The sequence below is a fragment of the Olsenella sp. KH3B4 genome (genome assembly GCA_900111695.1).
Classification (GTDB): Bacteria; Actinomycetota; Coriobacteriia; order Coriobacteriales; family Atopobiaceae; genus Tractidigestivibacter.
On the sequence record FOHD01000007.1, the window covers coordinates 34,330 to 54,257 of the forward strand.

Annotated in this window: 11 protein-coding genes; 2 read left to right on the plus strand and 9 right to left on the minus strand. The window is 62.6% G+C overall.

Features of this window, described 5'->3' with window-relative positions:
• Positions 1-42: 42 nt before the first annotated feature.
• From BMX94_RS07690 to BMX94_RS07700, 3 genes are all read right to left on the minus strand, one after another.
• Positions 43-489, minus strand: a complete 447-nt coding sequence (locus tag BMX94_RS07690; RefSeq protein ID WP_091005319.1) for a YtxH domain-containing protein — start codon at positions 487-489, stop codon at positions 43-45.
• Positions 490-588: 99 nt separating this feature from the next.
• On the minus strand, positions 589-1,410 hold the full coding sequence (locus BMX94_RS07695; protein ID WP_091005321.1) for a cyanophycin synthetase family protein: 822 nt from the start codon (positions 1,408-1,410) through the stop codon (positions 589-591).
• A 164-nt stretch (positions 1,411-1,574) separates the two neighbouring features.
• Positions 1,575-3,062 carry a hemolysin family protein gene (locus BMX94_RS07700; RefSeq protein ID WP_091005323.1) on the minus strand — a complete coding sequence of 496 codons (1,488 nt, stop codon included), beginning with the start codon at positions 3,060-3,062 and terminating at the stop codon, positions 1,575-1,577.
• Positions 3,063-3,353: 291 nt separating this feature from the next.
• Between BMX94_RS07700 and BMX94_RS07705 the strand changes: the two genes are divergently transcribed.
• A complete protein-coding gene (locus BMX94_RS07705) occupies positions 3,354-4,442 on the plus strand; it encodes an endonuclease/exonuclease/phosphatase family protein (RefSeq protein WP_218138473.1) in 1,089 nt (362 codons plus the stop codon).
• 390 nt (positions 4,443-4,832) lie between these two features.
• Here the strand turns inward: BMX94_RS07705 and BMX94_RS07710 are convergent, their stop codons facing one another.
• From BMX94_RS07710 to BMX94_RS07720, 3 genes are all read right to left on the minus strand, one after another.
• The gene (locus tag BMX94_RS07710) at positions 4,833-5,576 is read right to left on the minus strand and encodes a putative endonuclease domain-containing protein (protein WP_143052294.1); all 744 of its coding nucleotides are present in this window, start codon (positions 5,574-5,576) and stop codon (positions 4,833-4,835) included.
• 363 nt (positions 5,577-5,939) lie between these two features.
• Positions 5,940-8,015: an elongation factor G gene (locus BMX94_RS07715; RefSeq protein ID WP_091005329.1), complete on the minus strand. Its 2,076-nt coding sequence runs from the start codon at positions 8,013-8,015 to the stop codon at positions 5,940-5,942.
• 298 nt (positions 8,016-8,313) lie between these two features.
• Complete coding sequence (locus BMX94_RS07720) at positions 8,314-9,786, minus strand: radical SAM/SPASM domain-containing protein (protein ID WP_091005331.1); 1,473 nt, start codon at positions 9,784-9,786, stop codon at positions 8,314-8,316.
• A gap of 215 nt (positions 9,787-10,001) precedes the next feature.
• Here BMX94_RS07720 and rlmD point away from each other — a divergent pair, with 215 nt between their 5' ends.
• Entirely contained in the window at positions 10,002-11,183 is a 1,182-nt protein-coding gene (gene rlmD, locus BMX94_RS07725) for a 23S rRNA (uracil(1939)-C(5))-methyltransferase RlmD (RefSeq protein WP_091005333.1), read from the plus strand.
• A 123-nt stretch (positions 11,184-11,306) separates the two neighbouring features.
• Here the strand turns inward: rlmD and BMX94_RS10770 are convergent, their stop codons facing one another.
• From BMX94_RS10770 to BMX94_RS07740, 3 genes are read right to left on the minus strand one after another with little or no spacing between them, the layout of a single operon-like run.
• Positions 11,307-14,342: a Spy0128 family protein gene (locus BMX94_RS10770; RefSeq protein ID WP_286160059.1), complete on the minus strand. Its 3,036-nt coding sequence runs from the start codon at positions 14,340-14,342 to the stop codon at positions 11,307-11,309.
• Positions 14,261-16,468 (minus strand): Spy0128 family protein, encoded by a 2,208-nt coding sequence (locus BMX94_RS07735; protein WP_091005336.1) that lies wholly within the window; start codon positions 16,466-16,468, stop codon positions 14,261-14,263. The genes BMX94_RS10770 and BMX94_RS07735 overlap by 82 nt, the downstream gene beginning before the upstream one ends.
• Positions 16,402-19,836 carry a Spy0128 family protein gene (locus BMX94_RS07740; RefSeq protein ID WP_177171375.1) on the minus strand — a complete coding sequence of 1,145 codons (3,435 nt, stop codon included), beginning with the start codon at positions 19,834-19,836 and terminating at the stop codon, positions 16,402-16,404. The genes BMX94_RS07735 and BMX94_RS07740 overlap by 67 nt, the downstream gene beginning before the upstream one ends.
• Between the last annotated feature and the right edge of the window lie 92 nt (positions 19,837-19,928).

The following is a 19,928-nucleotide window of genomic DNA, read 5'->3' on the forward strand; positions in this document are numbered from 1 at the left end:
CCGTTACGAGTCGCCTCCGCAGTTGCCTGGCGAGGCGGTTACCTACTCTGCGGGCTTCTCGTCGTTGTCGACAACCTCGACGTGCACGGACTGCGCGGCAGACTCGTTAGCGACGGCCGCGTCGCTAGCCATGCTCGAAATGCGGTCGGTCACGGTGTTCATGGCGTCAGAGACCTGCGCGGACGTGCTGGAAACGGCCTCGGAGAGCGAGTCGCGGAGCTGGTCCATGCGCTCGCGAGCGAGGTCGACCTTGGCCCGAAGCTCGTCGGTCTTGGCGTCAACGCCAGGACGAACGTCGCCCAGGCGATCGGAGACGCTGCGGGCACCGCGCTCGTAGGTGTCAACGGCGGAGTCCCAGGCGTCGTTCATGGCATCGGCGGCCATGGCGCGGCTCTCCGCACCGGGGCGAGGGGCCAGCATCATGCCAGCGACGACGCCTGCAGCAGCACCAAAGATGCTGCCGAGAACGAAACTAGCGGTCTTGCTCATGACATCCTCCTGTCGTTACGGGACGCAGATGCGACCCTCTTGCTTCCAACTACGAGTTCGGCCAGCGTACGGCGCGAGCGAAGTGCCTTTCTGGGCGACCTACCTCACCGGACGAGGGCGCGGCATGTTCGCCATGTCCCAGTCGCCGCCGTCTGGCGAAGGTGCCTCAGGCGCAGACGGCTCTGGCTGCGCCTCCTCGACGACGTCATCGGGCTCGTCAAGCTCGTCATCTTGTGCGCTCGCAGCGCTTGGTGCGGGTACGGGTGCGGGCGACACGAGCGTGGACTCGGGGCTTTCCGGGACGGCAGGAACAGCCGCCTCCGCTGCCTCCTCCGTGGACTCGGGCTCCGCCGTGGGATTCTCGTCCCCATCGGCAGCCGACTCCTGGGGCTCTTCCTGGACGGCTTCGTCCTGCTCGACAGGTTCTTCCTCGCCCGCGCTGGGGCCGGAGACGCTCTGCACCAGGCTCACGATGCCATCGACAATGGCGCCGACGTCGGGCTTGGGCTCGCCGCCACCGGAGAAGGCCCACTGCAGAATCCACGCGGCGCTCGAGAGCGCAGACGTCACCAGGACGTCATCGGGGCATGGGAACACCACGTCAAAGGCTCGCTCATTGCCAGCCACGGGATACGTGCGGCCACAGGTGATGTCGCCCGCGATGTTGGTGCGGGCGAGAAGCTCGACCGTCATGTGCTCAAGGAGATGCGCAAGCTCGGTATGGCCCATCGAGTCGCGGAAGAGCCTGCCGGCGTCGCCCAGGCACACGTGGTCTGCCAGCTCGGGCATGAGGTGGAAGACCCGCGCGGTGGCCTCGATATCCTCGCTGGTCATGAGCGGGGCGTTGGGGGCAATCTCCACGAGGGCGTCGAGGTCCCTCGGCCCTACCGTGACCTTCTTGATTTCCACGAGCTGGGCCATCGTGCGGCTCCCCTTCTTCTGCGCCCGCGAACGCGGACAGGCGGTCTAGTCTAGGGTCCATTGTAGTGAAAACCTAGGCCGAACCTCATGTACGCAGCCGGACGGCACGGATCAGGCGGCAACGTGGGGCGCAGACAGAGCCAAGGCGCAGGCAAACGGCACCCCTAGGCGCCTTGTTCCCCTTCTTCGCCATGCGAATCGGACAAGTTCGGCTTATGTTGCGACTTTTCACGCAAATTGGCGGGAGCTGGTTGGCGAAGGGCTGGATTCGCCTTCCCCTCAGAAGGGGCGAGCGCGCCGGACGCCTCTTGCTTCTCGGCCTCATTGGTCTCGTCGACGCCGGAAGCAGGCTCATCGTCATCGCGGACTGGCTCCGGAGCGGTAACGCGCAGCATGGCCACACGGCGGCCGCGCATGGACTGCACGCGGAAGGTGTAGCCGTCCTTGGTGATCACGTCACCGGGACGCGGGAGCTTGTCGGCCATGTCGGTGATGTAGCCGGCGATGGTCTCGTACTCCTCGTTGTCTTCCACAGGCCAGCCAAGGTCGATGGCATCATCGAGCGAGAAGCGACCGTCGACCAGCCACTCACGATCGGAGAGCTTGGTGAGGTACTTGTTGTCGGGGTCGAACTCGTCCTCGATCTCGCCCACAATCTCCTCGACGATGTCCTCGATGGTGATGACGCCTGCCGTGCCACCATACTCGTCCACCACGATGACCATCTGGTCGTGGCTTGACTGCATCTCGGAGAGCAGCGGGATGATGTCCTTGGTGTCGGGGACAAAGTCCGGAGTGCGCATGTGACGCGAGATCTTCTCGCCGCCGCGACCGTCGTCGATGATGGGCGAGATGAGGTCCTTGATGTGGGCGATACCCACGATGCGGTCAACGCTGCCCCGGTAGATGGGGATGCGGCTGTAGCCGGTGCGGCGCATGACGGAGAGCACCTCGTTGAGCGTAGCGTCCTCGCGCATGGCGCACATGTCCACGCGCGGCACCATGACCTCGCGGGCGATGGTGTCGCCCAGGTCGATGACCTCGTGAATCATCGACTTCTCCTCGTCGGAGAGCTCGTCGGAGTCCGTGACCATGTACTTGATCTCGTCCTCCGAGACCTCCTGGCGATCATCGGCGGACTTCACGTGCATGAGACGAGCAAGGCCATTGGCGCTCGCAGAGGTTAGCCAGATCAGCGGCCTGACGGCATGCGAGAAGCCGCGGAGAAAGCCGGCGACGCGCTTGGACACGCCCTCGGCGTCGGCCATGGCGATGCGCTTGGGCACGAGTTCGCCCACCACGATGGAGATGTACGAGACGATGAGGGTGATGAGAATCGTGGCCAAGCCGTTCGCGATGCCGAGGTCCATGCCAAAGCCCGAGAGCCACAGGCCGAATGGCTCGGAAAGGCTCGTTGCGGCGAATGCAGACGAGAAGAACCCAACAAGCGTGATGGCAACCTGGATGGCAGCGAGAAACTGCGTGGGGTCGTCAATCATGTCTGCCGCAGTGGCCGCCCGAGCGTCACCCTCCTCTGCGTCATGATCGAGCAGGACCTTCCGTGCCGTGGAGAGTGCCATCTCCGACATCGAGAAGTACCCGTTTACAACCGTGAGCAGAAACGTGACAAGAATCGATAGGGCTATGTCCATGCGCGAGTGCGCAACCTCCTCGGACGATGTGGGCACAACCGGACCGCCAGGGCGGCGGCAGGCTCGGTTGCTCTGATTCTATAAGAAATACCCGTTAGACGTGGAGATACGCACGAAACGTAACCCTTTCGTGGTTCATGGAGAAGCAGTGGGAGCACCTCGTGAGGCCATCGGGTTCTCCAAGGCACCACATTTGGCTGATACCATCTGGCACTCCGTTCGCTGCTTGGAGGCAGTCACGAACTCGCTGGGGCTAACCGCGGAGCCAAACAGCGGAAGGGAGGAGCGATGATGGATGACACGGAGCCCCTGGTGGCGGGCCCAGCGATTGAACCGACGCACGGGGCAAAGACACCTGGCCACAGGCCAAGCCAGCGTCGCCACAGGTTTCCCGGTCTTCTGGCGTGGCTCGTGATGCTGGCCTGCCTTGGACTCATGGGGATTAGATGCCTGCCGGCATCTGCCTCCGACGGACGCGCCGTTCCCGAGCTGGTCTCGTTTGTGCCAATCCTCCTTGTGCCCGTGCTTGTGTGCCTGGTCCTCTCGGCGCTTTGGCATCGTCGAATCTTGCTGGTGGTGAGTAGCGCCGCGCTTGCGACACTTGTCGTGTGGCACGTTGGCTATTTCGTTCCAACTTCACGCGTAAGTTCGTCGGCGCTCACAGGCGTTGAGACTTCCGCATCAACAGACGACAACGCCGCGCGAATAATGACGCTCAACACCCGCAATGGAAACGCCTCGGCGGCCGAAATCGTTGACGTGGTGAAGCGCTATCACGTCGAGGTGCTGTGTCTTGAGGAGCTGTCGGACGCCGAGGTCCAGGCCCTGAGCGAGGCTGGCCTCGACGAGGTACTGCCATATCACGTGGTCTCCGACGCCGCCTCGCAGATCAACAACGGCGGCAGGAACGGCATCTGGACCTTAGCGCCCATGTCGGACGTATCAACTAACCTACTGCCCATCAACACGAGTTCGATGCCCGCGGCCGATATCACCGTGGGAAGCAGGACCGTACGCGTAGTTGCGGTACACCCCAACTCTCCCGTACGCGGTGCCCAGAGCGAGTGGAGCCAGGGGCTTTCTGTCATCCAGTCGCTCTCTGAGTACAACCACTCCTATCTGCTTTGTGGCGACTTCAACTCGACCTGGGACCATGCTCGCTTCCGTGAGCTGCTGGGCGGCACGTTTGTGGATGCCGGCGAACAGAGCGGACAGGGATTCCACATGACGTATCCTGCGAATAGCCACGTGCCGTCACTCATCGAGATCGACCACTTTGTGTACTCGAAGTCCTCGGGGATTGTGGTGAGCAACCTCGAGACCGTTGAGGTCAGTGGCTCCGACCACCGAGCACTCATCGGTATTCTGGAGGCCTCATAGCGGGGCGCCTGCGGCGCCCCGCCCTCCTCGCGCGAAGCGCGAGGAGGGCGTTGTTGCATCGAAACCGTCCTCGTTACACTTTTTTTCAGGCCTAGTGCGCTGAACCCGCCTTCGTTACACCCAGTTCTCGCGTACCCCTAAGTAGGAGATCTTCTTTACATACCACATGTTGTGCCATAGATAGAGAATCCCACAAGATATGAGGTTCGATACTTGAGCCCTCTCCTAACACCCATGTAACGAAGGCCAGTTCGATGCACGAGAGCGAAAATCAGTGTAACGAAGGCGCTTTCGACGCATCGGACTCTCGCCCAGCGTGCGACCCGAACGACTACGACCCCCAGAAGCTCTGTCAACGTGTGAAGCAACCAGTTACGATGCAACGGGGCGCTATCCAAAGAGCCGCCTCACGAGTGTCGACCTCAGCATGGCCTGTCGTTCGCTCAATGACTTTCTTCGATATCCAAGCCAGCGCTCCAGCTGCGTCGTCAACGCGCTAAGCGCGGCTTCGTCTGCCGCTATTCCATTCGTTACTACCAGCGATTTATACCCCACTGATTCCAACGCGCTCCGGCGCCGTTCGTCCTTGGTCTTTTGCAGTGAGTTGAGATGCGAGAGGTCGCTGTCGTATTCCACCGTAACGCGCTTGCCCTCCCATAGGAAATCTGGTTTCACGCGACCTTGGCCCGCTATTTGTGCCTGCTCGCCCGACAGCTCAATCGTCTTGTTCATGACGTAGCCCCTGAGCTCGGCACCACCGCGCCGCCTCGGATAGCTGAGGTAGAGAGCAAGCGCCGTCTCTCGCGGCGAGTTTGATCCTGGAACAGCAAGCTTAAGCGCTTCCCCCGCACGCTTTGCGCCGCGAATCCCGAGCGCCTCCGCCGCCCTAATGTAGCTTGTTAGTTCTCCGTAGGTAACCAAGGGGGCAAGGTCTACGCTCCACCCCTGTTCCAGCTGGTCAGAAAGGCCGTAGGTTCCAAGCATCTCCATGGCGACCGTTGCGATATCAATCTCGTCCCACGTGCAAGCAAGTTGGACAAGCACGGCAGGCATTCGATAGACGTAAATCTGTTCGTCGATTTTGAAAAGACCCTCGTCTACTGGTGGGCCATTCCACCTGTGATCCCTGATCAATGGGCAGCTATGTCGAACCCCACCCGGGGGAAGCACAACGTCGAGCGGACCGTCACAGCCACAATCGCCAAGCGCCACTCGCGCCCGTTCCGCCAAGGTTCTGGACCCAACGCCGTAGACCGAGCGAGCCTCCTCGAGCAGCACGCCGCCGGTTGCCAGACGCGCAACGCGCGATGAGCGCCAAAAGCTCAATGCGGATTCAAACCCAACGATCAGTCGTGTCCCCACGGTCTGTCACCTCTCAAGTCCGGGAAGAAGCCTGCAAGAAAGCTGTCAGAATTTCTCCTGAAGACGAACGAGGCCGACTCCATGAGCCGGCCTCGTTACCCCTATGTACCTCGCAAAACGCCAATAACGCGTTGTCTACTTCTCGCCCGCGGCGCGCCTCTCGGCGTACTCGGCGGCAAGCTTAGCCTGGATGTCGTGCGGAACCTGCTCGTAGCCCGAGAGCTCCATCTCGAACTCGCCAGTACCGCGCGAGAGCGACCGCAGCCGCGTGGCGTAGTCGGTGACCTCGGCGTACGGTATGGTCGCCTCGATGGTCGTCTCACCAACCGCAGCGCCTGTACCCGCGGACATGCCCTCGACGCGGCCGCGCGAAGCGGAGACGTCGCCCATCACGGAGCCGGCGTAGCTGTCGGGCACGGTAATGCACAGGTGTGCCATGGGCTCGAGAAGCACGGGCTCGGCCTGGGCGACGGCCTTCTGGAAGCCGATGCGCGCGGCGGTCTTAAAGGCCATCTCGTTGGAGTCGACCGGGTGGTACGAACCGTCGTACACGGCAACCTTGACGTCGATCATGGGGTAGCCGGCAAGCACGCCTTCGCGCATGGTCTCCTGAACGCCCTTGTCTATGGCAGGGATGAAGCCGCGAGGAATGTGGCCGCCAACGACCTCGTCCACAAACTCGTAGCCGTTGCCGGGATTGGGCTCGATGCGCAGCCAGCAGTCGCCGTACTGGCCGGCACCGCCAGTCTGCTTCTTGTGACGGCCCTGCGCGGAGGCCACGCGCCGGATGGTCTCGCGATACGGGATGCGCAGCGCCACGGTGTGCGCCGTCACGCCCGCGCGGTCCTCGAGGCGGTCGAGCAGCACGCTCACCTGCGCCTCACCGATTGCCGAGATGACCGTCTGACCAGTGTCCTCATCGCGCTCGACCTTGAGCGTGGGATCGGCGTCGGCGGCCTTCTCGAGAAACGCGTACAGTTTGCCCTCGGTGCCGCGCTTGTCGGGCTCGATGGCAATGCGGTAAAGCGAGTTGGGGAACCTGAACGCCGCCGCCTCGACCTTGCCGGTGACGGAGAGCGTGTCGCCCGTCATGGCCTCGAGCTTTGGCACCACCACAATGTCGCCCGCGGCAGCGCTCTGCACCTCCTCGGTCTCTCGTCCGCACATGAGGTAGAGGTGCCCCAAGCGCTCGGTCTTACGCGTGCGCGCGTTGGTGAGCTCGATACCCGGCGTGAGGGTGCCCGCCAGCACCTTGAGGAAGGAGAGGCGCCCGTTCTGCGGGTCGTTGAGGCTCTTGAAGGCAAAGGCAACGGGGCGGTCGTCGTCAGGCGAGATGTCAAGCTGCTCGCCATTGACCAGCGGGATGCGACCAAAGTCTGCCATTGTGGGGAACCAGCCAACAACGGCATCCATAAGCGAGAAGAGCCCCTCCTCGCGCACGCAGGATCCGGCGAAGACGGGAACAAACACGCGCTCGGCCATGGCCTTGCCGAGAAGTCCCTCGAGCTCGGCCTGAGTAATTTCGCCGCCCTCGAGGTAGCGCATCATGAGCTCGTCGTCGGCCTCAACCACAAGCTCAGTGAGGTTGGCGCGCGCCTCGTCGGCTGCGTCCTTGTACTCGGCCGGGACGTCAGTCACCACGGGCTTGCCGTTCTCGAGGTGGCGCGCCTTCATGTGGACAACATCAATGACGCCGTCAAACGCGTCACCGGTACCCATGGGGACGGTAACCGCGCCCAGGTTGTTACCGTAGTGCTCGCGCAGGTTCTCGAGGGTCACGTCGTAATCTGCGTCCGGACGGTCGCAGCGGTTCACGAAGATGGCACGCGCAAGCGAGAGGTTCTCGGCCGCATACCACAGGCGCGTGGTCACGGTGCCAAGGCCGCCCGCGGCGTCGACCACAAAGAGAGCCGTCTCGCACGCGCTCATGGCCGCATAGGCATCACCAACAAAGTCCGGGTAGCAGGGGGCGTCAAGTACGTTGATGCGGGTGTTCCCCCAGACGACGGGGGCAATGGTGGTAGAGATCGAGAAGCCGCGCTCGCCCTCCTCCGCGTCGTAATCCAGCGTGGGCTTGGTGCCGGCGTGGCCGCCCAGACGGGTCGTCTTGCCCGTCAGGTGCAGCATGGCCTCGGCCAGCATGGTCTTGCCCACGCCGCCTTGGCCCACAAGGACCACGTTCTTGACCTTCTCAGTGCTTGCTGTAGCCATGGTTCCTCCTCGAGCCGCATGCCAGGGCGGCATCGCCGAGGGGAAGCGCAACGGCGAAGCCACCGTGCCTTTGTCGCTGCGCGGCAGACGCCGCGCGTTGGATTCACCTTACCCGCGTGAGCTGCGACGGATTCGCTCGCATCGGGCAGCGTGGGCGCATGCGCCGCAGGCGCGATGCCATAGGCGAGAAGGACGCTGCCGTCGCGGCACACGCGTCCACGTAATAGCGACGAAAAAGGCCCCGGGCACGAAGCCCGGGGCCAGCAATTACGATGTGCCAAGAGCAAACCAGCCGCAGCTAGTCCTGCTTGACGGCCTCCTCGGCCTTGGCGTCCTCCTCGGCGATGAGCTTTGCCTTGAGGGAGATCTTCTCGTTGGACATCTTGTCCGCGTAGATCTTCTTGCCGGTGGGGTGCTCCTCAAGCCACAGGCGCTCGGCCTCGGGAGCCCACTTCTCGGCGTAGGGCGTGGTGCGGGCGCACAGGTGGTCGACGTCCTCGGGCGAGATGTACTCCGTGGACTTTGCGTCGGCGGCATGCACGATCTTGGGCAGCATCTCGGGGTTCTCGAGCATGGGGCAAGGACGCAGCATGTTGTCGTTCCAGGGGTAGTTCTCGCGATAGGCCTGGAAGACGGGCTGGCGCAGGCAGTCGAGAAGGTCCTGGTCCTTGATATTGGCGTTGGAGTAGTGGATGAAGACACACGGCTCCACGTCGCCCTTGGCGTTGATGTGGCAGAAGACGCGGCCGCCAGCAATGCAGCCACCAACGTACTCGCCGTCGTTCTGGAAGTCCATCGCAAAGATGGGCTTGCCGCCGGTGATGCCGCGCACCTCACGGATACGGTGCAACATGTACTCACGCTGCTCGATGGTGGGCATGAGGTCGGCGTTGGCACCCTCGCCCACGGGCATGTAGTGGAAGTACCAGGCCCAGCGGGCACCCTTGTTGATGATGAGGTCAAAGTACTCGTCGGACGTCACGGTCTCGGTGTTGGCGCGGGTGTAGGCCGTGGAGGTACCAAAGAGCAGGCCGTTTTTGTGGAGAAGGTCCATGGCACGCATGACCTCGTTGTAGGAGCCCTCGCCACGGCGGGCGTCGTTGGTGTTCTCGTAGCCCTCAAGCGAGATGGAGAACACGATGTTGCCCAGGCGCTTGACCTCGTCGCAGAACGCCTGGTCGATGAGAGACGCGTTGGTGAAGATGTTGAAGAGGCAGTCGTTGTGCTCCTCGGCGAGGCGCAGAACGTCCTTCTTGCGCACCAGGGGCTCGCCGCCGGTCATCATGTAGAGGTGGCAGCCAAGCTCGGAGCCCTGCGTGATGATCTTGTCGCACTCCTCGTACGTGAGGTTCTGCCACTTCTCGTAGTCGGCCGACCAGCAGCCAACGCAGTGCTTGTTGCAGGCGCTGGTGGGGTCGAAGATGATAATCCAGGGCACGTTGCACTGGTACTTGTCAGCGTTGGCCGTGGTGTTGCGCAGGCCGCGGAAGGCTGCCTCGTAGCCACCGTTGAGAACGACGGTCTTGAGCACGTGCGGATCAGTCTCGTCGATGACGCTCCAGAGGAACTGCTCCCACTTGGAACCCGGGTAGAGACCAGCCTTGAGGCCACGCGTGACTCCAGGGGCGGTGTCCTTGAGCAGGTTACCGGCCATGTTAATGAGCTTGTCGAGGTTCTTCTCGCGATCATCGCCAGAGGCGGCCTTGATGATCTGGTCGAGCGCGACGCTAAACGCCTTGCGCTCTGCCGCGTGGGCAATCTTTGACTGCATTTACGTGCTCCCTTGCTAATGCGCTTTGTGACACGCAGTTTTTGACCTGCGTTTAAATCTGAGAGAACTATACGCCCGGCGCGGCAAACATACAAGGACATTTTGGCCCCTGCGCTGGGAATACGTAGATGGCAAGGCCCGGGTGCCCAGCACGTTTGGTGCGTGTATGCTGAGAGTCACGCATCGCGCAAACCGGCTACGTTGACTGGAGACCCATGGGATATCGCACCTACACCTGCCCCATCGCAAAGTCCTGCGGTGGCTGCGAGTGGCTCGCGGTACCCTATCCCATCCAGCTTGAGCGCAAGCAGGCGCTGGTCGAGGAGGTCCTTGGCCAGGCGGTTCGCCAAGACGGCGCCACACTCGAGAAGATCTGCGGCATGGACGAGCCGCGCGGCTACCGCCACAAGGCTGCCACGCCGTTTGCTCCGGGCTCGCACGGACGCGTGCGCTGCGGGTTCTATGCCGCCGGATCGCATCGCATTGTGCCCTGCTCGTCATGCCTGGTAGAGGCGCCGGGCGCGCGAGATGTGCTTAACAGCGTGGCGCGCGCGGCCGAGCGCTGCGGCATCCCCGCCTACCAAGAGGACCGCGGGAGCGGCGTACTGCGCCATGCCGTGGTGCGCATGGGCTACGCCACCAGGGAGTGCCTGCTCACCGTAGTTACCAACGGGCCAAGGCTTCCTCGCGCCGAGAAGTTCGTGAAAGACATCCTCCGCAACCAACCGCAGGTCACAAGCATTGTCCAGAACATCAACGAGCGCAGGACCAACGCGATTCTTGGCCGCGAGTGCCGCGCGCTGTATGGCCCTGGCGTCATGCACGACCGACTGCTGGGGTGCTCGTTCGAGATTGGCCCCACGAGCTTCTACCAGACAAACCCGGCGCAGACCGAGGTCCTCTACCGACTGGCCATTGCCGGAGCGGGCGTTGTGCCCGGCATGCGGCTGCTCGACGCATACTGCGGCACGGGAACCATCGGCATCTGCGCCGCGCACGAGTGCCCTGACGTCGAGGTCGTGGGTGTGGAACAGATTGGCGGCGCGGTGGCGGCGGCGCGGCGCAATGGCATTGCCAACGGGCTGGACAAGCGCTGCCGCTTTGTGCGCGCGGACGCAACGGAATACCTGGTAGCCGCGGTGCGCAACGGACGAGCGGAGCGCTTTGACGCGCTCATCATGGACCCACCGCGCGCCGGTTCGACGCCGGAGTTCCTCTCGGCGGTGTGCGCGCTTGGACCCGAGCGCGTGTCGTACGTCTCGTGCAACGTAATCACGCAGGCACGCGACATCGAGATGCTGCGCGAGGGTGGCTATTGGCTTGAGCGCGTACAGCCTGTGGACATGTTCCCGCACACAAAGCATGTTGAGTGCGTCGCAACGCTCATGCGGAGATGAGACAAAGGTGAGACAAAGGGACTGTCCCTTTGTCTCACCTTTGTCTCATAAAGGCGGCGCCCGCCCCTGGGGGTCAGGGGGCGGGCGCCGTTCAACGCCGCGTACGATGCGCCAAATGCGTCGCTACTTGCTGTTGCGGCTCTTCCTTCGCACCACCACGGCAGTTGTGAGCACTGCCACTGCGGCGACCGCAAGACCGGCAGGAAGAGCGGTCTGCGTAGCGTCGCCAGTATTGGGGATGGCAGGCTTCTTGGGCTCGGCCTTGGGTACTGACACGGGCGCAGGCTCGGGCTCCGGCTCCGGCTTGGGCTCGGGCTCAGGCGCGGTGTAGACGTTCTCGAAGGTCACTGCGTCGGATGCGGTACCGTCGGCCTTGGTGATGGCAGAAGTTGCCTGGAGCACGCCGGAGCCGTCGTCGATTACCGTGTAGGTCACGGTGTAGACGGAACCGTCGTACGTCCAGCCCCCGGCGTTGCCAGCAAGCTCGTACACCTTGTAGGAGTACGTGCCGACCTTGTCGAAGGTGATGGAACCAAGCTCCAGGCTGCCCGCGCCGTCAACCGAGAAGGAAGTCACGCCACCATCGGGAACAGGCGCGCCGTCAAGCGGCTCGAGGACAAAGCCAAACGTGGGGTACCGCTCGGTCTTGTCACCGGAGACAACCTTGGTCAGCATCGGCAGCCCAACGGTCACCTCGCCAGCCTTGTATGCGTTCGTGAACGTGGGCGCCGCTGCCGAAGCCTCGTCGTAGACCGGGTCGGAGGCGCTCAGCGTGCCGTCGCCGTTGTCGGTCACCGTGACGGAGACGGTGTGCTTGGCCTCGTCGTAGGTCACGCCCGCCTCGCCGTTGGCGACCTCGGAGATGGTGTACGTGAAGGTCTTGGAGGTCTCGCCGGCAAGGTCGCCCAGGTGGTAGGTGATGGGCGAGAAGGTCACCGTGCCGTCGGCAGCATTGGCCACCGTCGTGGTGGCGGGCATGGGCATGCCATCGGTGGCGGTGAGCTGGAACTCGAACTCGCCCTCCGCCAGGCCACGGCCCTCAAGGACCTTGGTTGCCGAGAAGGACTTGGCGGTCACGGGCTGCGTCCCGTAGATGTTCGTGAACGTGGTGTTCGTGGCGTCCTTCAGCGTTGCTGTGATCTTGCCGTCGTGGGTATCGACAAGCTCAAGCTTGTAGGTGGCGACGTTCTGGGAGTACGTGTAGCCGCCGGCATTGCCCACGACCTCGTGCGCCGTGTAGGTGACGGTCTTGGTACGGGTGCCGTTCTCGTCAGGCTCGATGCCATTGAAGTCGTCCTGCGAGTAGCGCAGCGCGGAGAACTGGATGGAACCGGACGCGTCGTTGGTCACCTGCTCGCCCACCTGCTTGCCATTCTCGTCAAGGAGCTGGAACGAGAACTGCCCAGCTTCGAGCCTGCGGCCCTCAAGGACCTTCTTTGCGGTAAGCACAACGGGGTCGTCCACGCCGGACGCGTAGCTGTTGGTGAACGTGGGCGTCAGGCTGGTGACGGCGGCATGAATCTGGCCAGTGCCGTCATCGGTCGCCACGACGATCACCGTATGGGCGGTGGAGTCGTAGGTCATGCCTGGGTTGGAGCCGGCGACCTCCCTCAGGGTGTAGGTATAGGTTCCGGGTGCGGCATAGGTGATGGGATCGAAGACAATGGAGCCGTCGGTGGCATTCGTCGCCTCGCGGACAACGTTGCCGTCTGCGTCAACCAGTTGGAAGGAGAACTCGCCGGCCATGAGCGGGGCGCCGGAGAGGACCTTCTGGGCGACAACCACGACGCCGTCGGACTCTGAGGCCTCATAGCTGTTCTCGAACGTGGGGTTGTTGCCCGTGACGGTGGCCACGAGCTGGCCCTTGCCGTTGTCTGCCACGTTGACCGTGATGACGTGCGAGCTCTTGTCGTACGTCCAGCCCGTCTTTGAGCCCTGCGCCTCGGTGACGTTGAAGGTGTAGGTGCCGACCTTGGAGAAGGTCACCGCACCAAAGGAGGCGGTCTCGGTCGCGCCGTCCTTGATGGAGGAGGACGTCGTTGCCGTGGTTGCACCGTCAGCAAAGCTCACGGCAGAGGCGTCGCCGGAAGCCAGCGCGAGGCCGAAGACGTAGGACTCGGAGCTGTCAAAGCCCGTGACCTGCTTGGTCACCATGAGCGCAGCGTCACCAGAGAGCGTGACGGGCTTGGAGGTGTAGACGTTGTTGAACGTGGGGTTGTTGCCCTGGACGTCGGCGAGAAGCTCGCCCTTGCCGTTGTCGGTCACCTTGACGGTGATGACATGCTCGGCTTCGTCGTACTTGATGCCGTCCTTCACACCGTTCACGGCGTCGGAGGGGATGACCTCGGTGACCGTGTAGATGAACGTCTTGCTACGAGTACCATCCGCCGCAGGAGCGACGTCGGCAAGTTCGCGCAGGGTGTACGTGACGGAGAAGAAGCTCACGTTGCCCTTGGCATCGTTGCTCTTGAGGACCGCGGCATCGCCGGAGGCAATCTGGAACTCGAACTGGTTGTCCTGAAGCGTTGCCCCGGTGAGGGTCTTGCGGGCGCCGAGGTCGACGGTGACCTCGTTGGTCGTGTAGGTGTTGGTGATCGTGGGATTGTTGCCGGTGACGTTGAACGACATGGTGCCGTCGCCGTTGTCGACAACCTCGACCGTCACCGCACGAGTAGCGGTGTCGTAGGTGACGCCGCCCTCTCTGCCGGCGTCCTCGCTGATGAAGTAGCGATAGGTCTTTCCGACGTTGGCCTGCGTGAAGGCGATATCGCCAAAGACCACGTTGCCGTTCTCGTCATTGGAAACCGTCGTGCTGGCGGGCATGGGGGCATCGGCCTCGTCGGAAGTCAGCGAGAAGGTAAACTCGCCGGCCTTGAGGTCGCGACCCTCGAGCATCTTGGTGGCACGCAGCGCGTTGTCGCCGGAGAGGACGTTGTCCTCCACGCCATACGTGTTGGTGAAGATGAAGTCGGGACCCTCTACCACGGCGCCGGTGGAGTCGACCTTCCTGGCGACGAGGTAGCCGCCCTCGTCGGTCACCTTGACCGTGACGGTCTTGGTGGCATCGGGGTCGTTGGTCACTCCGGCAACGGTCCCGGACTCGGTGATGGTGTAGGTATAGGTACCTGCGGCGTTGTAGCTGATGGGACCAAACTCGATGTTGCCGCCCTCCTGGTTGGGGACGGTTGTCGTCTCGGGCATGGGGTGCCGTCAGCGGCCGCGATGGTGAACTCATACTTGCCGGTAATGTAACCGGGACCCGCAAGCTCGTCGTCGACCATGAGCCTCTTGGCGCCGTTGATGTAGATCTCGGCGTCATCCGCGTCGTAGGAGTTCATGAAGGCAAGGCCACCGGTGGGGTAGTTCACGGTGGCGCTCAGGGTGCCGTCGCCGTTGTCCACCACGAGGACGTTGATCGAGAAGGTGTCCTTCACCGCGTTCACGCCAGCCGGGAGAGCCGTGGTGTCTTCGAAAACGTTGTAGCGATAGATGGCGGTCCTGCCGGGCCTGTCGGGATCTGCCGGGCTGTCCTCGGCAATGCCAGAACTGATGTCGGCTTCGATCTGGGAGAGCGAGTAGCTCAGGCCCTCGGCGCTGCCATCGCCGTAGGTGAACACGAGGTTGGCGGCAGTGCCGTCACCAGCGGCATCGTTCGTGGCGGTGGCAACCACGTTGCCCTTGATGTCGGTCACCTTGAAGTCAAACTCTCCTGCGGTCATGTCGCGCCCAGTGAGGGTCTTGGTGGCATCGAGCGTGACTGCCGTTGCCGTCTTGGCCTCATAGCTGTTCGTGAAGGAGAGGCCACTTGCGCCGTCGGGGTAGTTGACATTGGCGGCAAGCGTGCCGTCGCCATTGTCGGAGACTGTCACGGTGAAGTCGAAGCTCTTCGCACCAGCCTTGACGCCACCGGGCAGCGCTGCTGTGTCTTCCGCCGCAAGGTAGCTATAGGTAAAGGTGCCGTCCTCGTTCGCGGTGGCAAGCCCATTGGCAACATCGTCCGCAAGCTCGTCGGTGTTGAACTCGAGCGCACGGAAGCTCAGGGCTGCGGCCTCGCCGTCGTTCGCGGCGGGATTCGTGGCCGTGGCAACGATGCCGCCCTTTGCGTCCTTGATGGTGAAGGCGAACTCATCCGCAGCCATGGCTCGACCGGCGAGGGCCTTGGTTGCCGAGACGGTCACAGAGCCGGTTGCCGTGTAGTAGTTCTCGAACGTCGGGTTGTTGCTGTTGTCAGAATAGGTGGCAACGAGCTGGCCGGCATTGTTGTCGGTCACCACAACCACGATCTCGGGCTGGGCGGTCGAGTAGGACCAGCCGCCTGCGCTGCCCGGGGTCTCGTTCACATGGAAGCGGTAGACACCGGCCTTGGTAAACGTGACGTCACCAAACGCGACGGTCTGGGCGCCACCATCGGCGATGGTGCCGGAGGTGGTGGCTTTGTCGTTGGCGATGGTCACGCCAGACTCGGCAAGGTCAAAGTCCGGGGTGAGCACGAACCCGAACACCTCGCTCGTGCTGTGGCCATGGGCCTCCTTGGTCACCTGGATTGCCGTGTCGCCCGCGAGGGTAACGGGCTGGGCAGTGTAGCTGTTGGTCACAACGGGATCGTTGCCGTCGACGGTCGCGACAAGCTGACCGGTGCCGTTGTCGGTCACCGTGACTGTGACGTTGCTGGTGCGGTGATCGCAGGTCCAACCGTTACCGTCCTCGCCCTCCTCGGTGATGGTGAAGTGGTAGGTTCCCGGAGCGGAGAAGGTCACCTGGTCGAACTTGACGGTCTGCTCGTCGCCGTCGGCAAGGACGTCGGTGACGACGGAGGAGCCACCGGCAGCGATGGTTGCCCGGTTGGCGTCATTGTCCGACTGTGCCAGCGTGAAGGCGAATCCGGTCGAGGCATCGTGGCCCACGACCTTCTTGGTCACGCGCAGGGCAGTGTCACCAGAAAGGGTGACGGGGTCGGCCACATAGGTGTTCGTGAAGGTGGCCGCGCCGCTCGTCTCGGCAGACATGGTACCGTCGCCGTTATCGGTGACAACAACCGTCACGGTCTTGCCGGTGGCGGCTTCGGCGTCGTTTGTCACGCCGTCAACGCTGCCAGACTCTGTCACACGATAGACGTAGGTGCCTGGCTTGGTATAGGTAACCTCGCCAAAGCTCGTGGCAGTGCCCTCGCCGTCCGCGTTTTCGACCGTGGTGTTCACGGGCATGGGGGCACCCTCCGTCACGGCCTCAACCGTGAAGGTGTACTTGCCTGCGATATCGCCAGGACCGGTGAGCCCCTCAGGCACGGAGAGGAAGCCTCGACCAGGTCGGAGGCCACTACGTTCTCGACGCCATAGGTGTTGGTGAAGGTGAAGTCGTCGCCCTCGATGGATGAGTCGCCCTCGACCGTCTCAGCCGCAAGATGGCCAAGACCATCGTCGGTCACGCGGACCGTCACGGTCTTTGTGGCGTCAGCGTCATTGGTCACGCCGGGGATAGTACCGGACTCAGTAACCGTATAGGTATAGGTGCCATCGTCGGTGAAGGTAATGGCGGGGAAGGCGATGGTGCCGCCTGCCTGGTTGGTGGTGGTTGCCACTTCTTTGCCGTCAGCGTCGACAAGCTCAAAGGTGTACTTGCCTGCGATGCCACCGGGGCCAACGAGGCCGTCGGATACAACGAGCTTTTTGCTTCCAGAAATCACGAGGTCAACGCTGCCCGTCTTGTACTGGTTCTGGAACGCGAGGGTGTCGTTTGACCCCTGGGGATAGTTTACCTGGACGTTGAGCGTGCCGTTTCCGTTGTCCGTCACGATTACGTCAATGCCAAGCGTGTTGACGGTAGGCGTTACGCCCTTATCGGCAAGACCGGCCGTCTCCTCGGAGACCGTGTAGTGATAGGCGGCACCCACACCACCGTTAACCGTGGGATACTCCTTTGCGATTCCGGCCGCAATGTCCCTCTCCACCTGCTCGATGGAGTAGCTGAAGGTTCCAAAGCGCAGTGAGGCGGGCGTGCCGTCGCCTGCCCTGGGGCTCGTGGTCTCTGCTACCACGTTGTCCTTGGCGTCGGTCACCTTGAAGGTGAACTCGCCGGCGGCCATGTCGCGGCCGGTGAGCGTCTTGGTGGCGTTGATGGTCGTGGACCCGGAGGCTGCGTAGGAGTTGTCAAACGTTACTGCGGAGGAATCGGACCCATCGATGGACCACGCAACCTCGAGAGCATTGGTGTTGGCGTTGGCCGTCACCGTTGCCACCAACGTGTAGGCGGTGGTGTCGTAGGTGTAGCCAGCGGCAGCGTCGTTCTTCTCGCCAAGCTTGTACGTATAGACGCCGACCTTGTCGAACTTGATGCTGCCAAAGGAGACGGTGCCGTCGGCCGCATTGGTTACCGTTGTCGACGCGGGCTCAGGCGCCCCGTCAAGTGCCGTGAGCGTGAACGAGAACTGACCCTCCTCAAGCGTACGGCCAGCGAGCGTCTTGGTAACCGTGAGGTTGCCTGCACCGGTGGGACTCGACTCGACGGGGGTGAACTTGTTGGTGTAGGTCACGCCGCGCTGGATGTTACCCTCGGCGATGGTGCCAGAAACGGCATTGCCGCTCACCTCGTCGCTGCCGCCATCAGACGCGAGAGACGCGAGGGTCCAACCAGCAGGCGAGGAGGTCTCGGCTGCCGAGTACGTGGAACCTGTGGGAACCTTGTCGATAAGGATGTGCTGACCGGCAGCGAGGGTTACAGCCGACGCCTTTCCACTCGTGAGGATGCCAGCCGACGCCTTTGTGCCGTCTGCTGCAAAGACCGTGTACGGGACGCTCGAGCCGTCCGGCGTGGTCACGGTGACGCTGAAGTCGAAGTTGGCGTCTGCGGGATACGTGCCGTCATCGGACGTGACGCTCTTGGAGATCTTGATCGAGCTCTTGAGCGTGTTGGTGGCTGTGAGGGTCGTGTCACCGTTGCCGCCCATCGCCAGCACACCGTCGACCAGCATGGGCCTGACCGTCTCGGTGCTCAGCTCGTAGTGCTCGTCGACGCCGTCCTCGGTGACGGACATGCTGTGACCAGTGGTGAGGTCCTCGCCGCTGGTAGTGATGCCGTAGGGCACGTGCACCTCGGCCTGGTAGTTGTTGTTGGGGTTGAGGGTCACCGTGGTGAAGGTGGTGCCGTCAAGCTGGACGTTCAGGGTGATGTCGCCAGAGGGACGGTCCGCAGCGTTGTTCGAGGAGTCAACCCACTCCTTGCTCACGTTGATGGTGGGCGTATCTACGGGCATGGGGTCGGGCTGGTTGAGAGGGGCGATGCCAGAATCGGACTTGGTACCGGTGTACACCCCGTTCGCATAGGTATAGGTGACGCCATCGTGGGTCCAGGTGCCGTCATCGTTCTCCACCGCACCATCCGGCAGCACCTTGGTCGTCGTGGTGCTCGTCTGCGTATATGCCACGCTCGCGGCGGTGTTGGTCTTGATGCCATAGGCACCAGTGCCCGAGTTGTAGACGATGTTCTCGGGCAGACCGGTTGTGGTGCCGCTGTTCTGCAGCTCGGCAACCTTGTCTATGGCTTCCTGGCTCGGCCACACCCTAAAGCTCACGGTGTAGGTGACGCCATGCTCGAGGGAGCCAAGGGACGAGAGGTCCCAGGAGACCGCGGAGCCCGCGAACGTGGCGGCGGGGGCGTCATTCCAATCGCTCGTCACGCCGTTCTTGGTCTGGGTATAGGTGAAGCCATCGGCCGTGCCGCTCACAAGCACGGACGCCGCAAGCGACGTGAGACCATCGGTCACCTTCACGCTGCTGTAGGCAAGGTTGTGCGTGATGGTATTGATGATGTTCGCAAAGGCGGCGTTGAGAGCGGCGCTGTCCGAGGCGCTGTAGTAGTTGTTGCTCTGCCCGGCTACCTGGGCAATGCTCTGCATGTTGGAGACGTTGCCGAAGACGCCAACAGAAAACAGCGTGTGACCTTCGCCGGCAATTGCCGAGGCCTGGTTCTTTGCGTACTGAAGGTTCAGGCCGTTGTTGTCAGAATTACCAGAACCGTAATAGGTCTTTTGGTTTAATCCCGTCCCCGACGTGTGCTTGGTGAATTCCCCGCTGGTCTGCCCGTAAGAACCGCCATGCGTGTCACGGAAGGTCGGGTTGCCGTCAGAGACAAAGATGACGTAGACGTCGGCGCCATCGCGCGTCTGGATAGCGTTTGCGACCTTGAGCGCGTCCTCCCAGTTGGTGCCACGGTTGTATTGAACGCTTGAGGGAACGGCGTTGGAGAACGTCGTATATGCCGTCGTTCCCGTGATCTTCGTGGTGGCGTAATTGTCGAACGTAACGAGCGAGAGCGTCACCGCGTCGGGGTTCTCGTCCGTATTGTTCGCGAGAAGCTCCTGGGCAAGCGAGTTGACCGCCTGCCTCGCCACCTGTATGCGGGTGCCGTTGCCGGTGCCCTCTGACATCGAGGTCGAGGTATCCAGCACGACGATAACGTCAGCCTTGCTCTGCTCCTGTGACGCCCGCGACTTGCCCGTCACGCTGAGGCTCAGCGTGTAGGTCCCATCGCCATTTGGCGTGACGATCTTGCTGGTGGCTGGCGGCTCGGCGGCAAACGCCGGCGTCACGCCAATCGCGATAAGCGCAGCAAAGACTGCAAGTAACCCTTGAAGTAGTGTTCTTCCTCTGTGTCTCATAGTTGACCCCCAACCTGAAACGCAAACGGCCGGACAGATATCCCCTCTGCTGTCGGAACTCCGACAGCAATGCACAAGCTTGTTATTCGAAG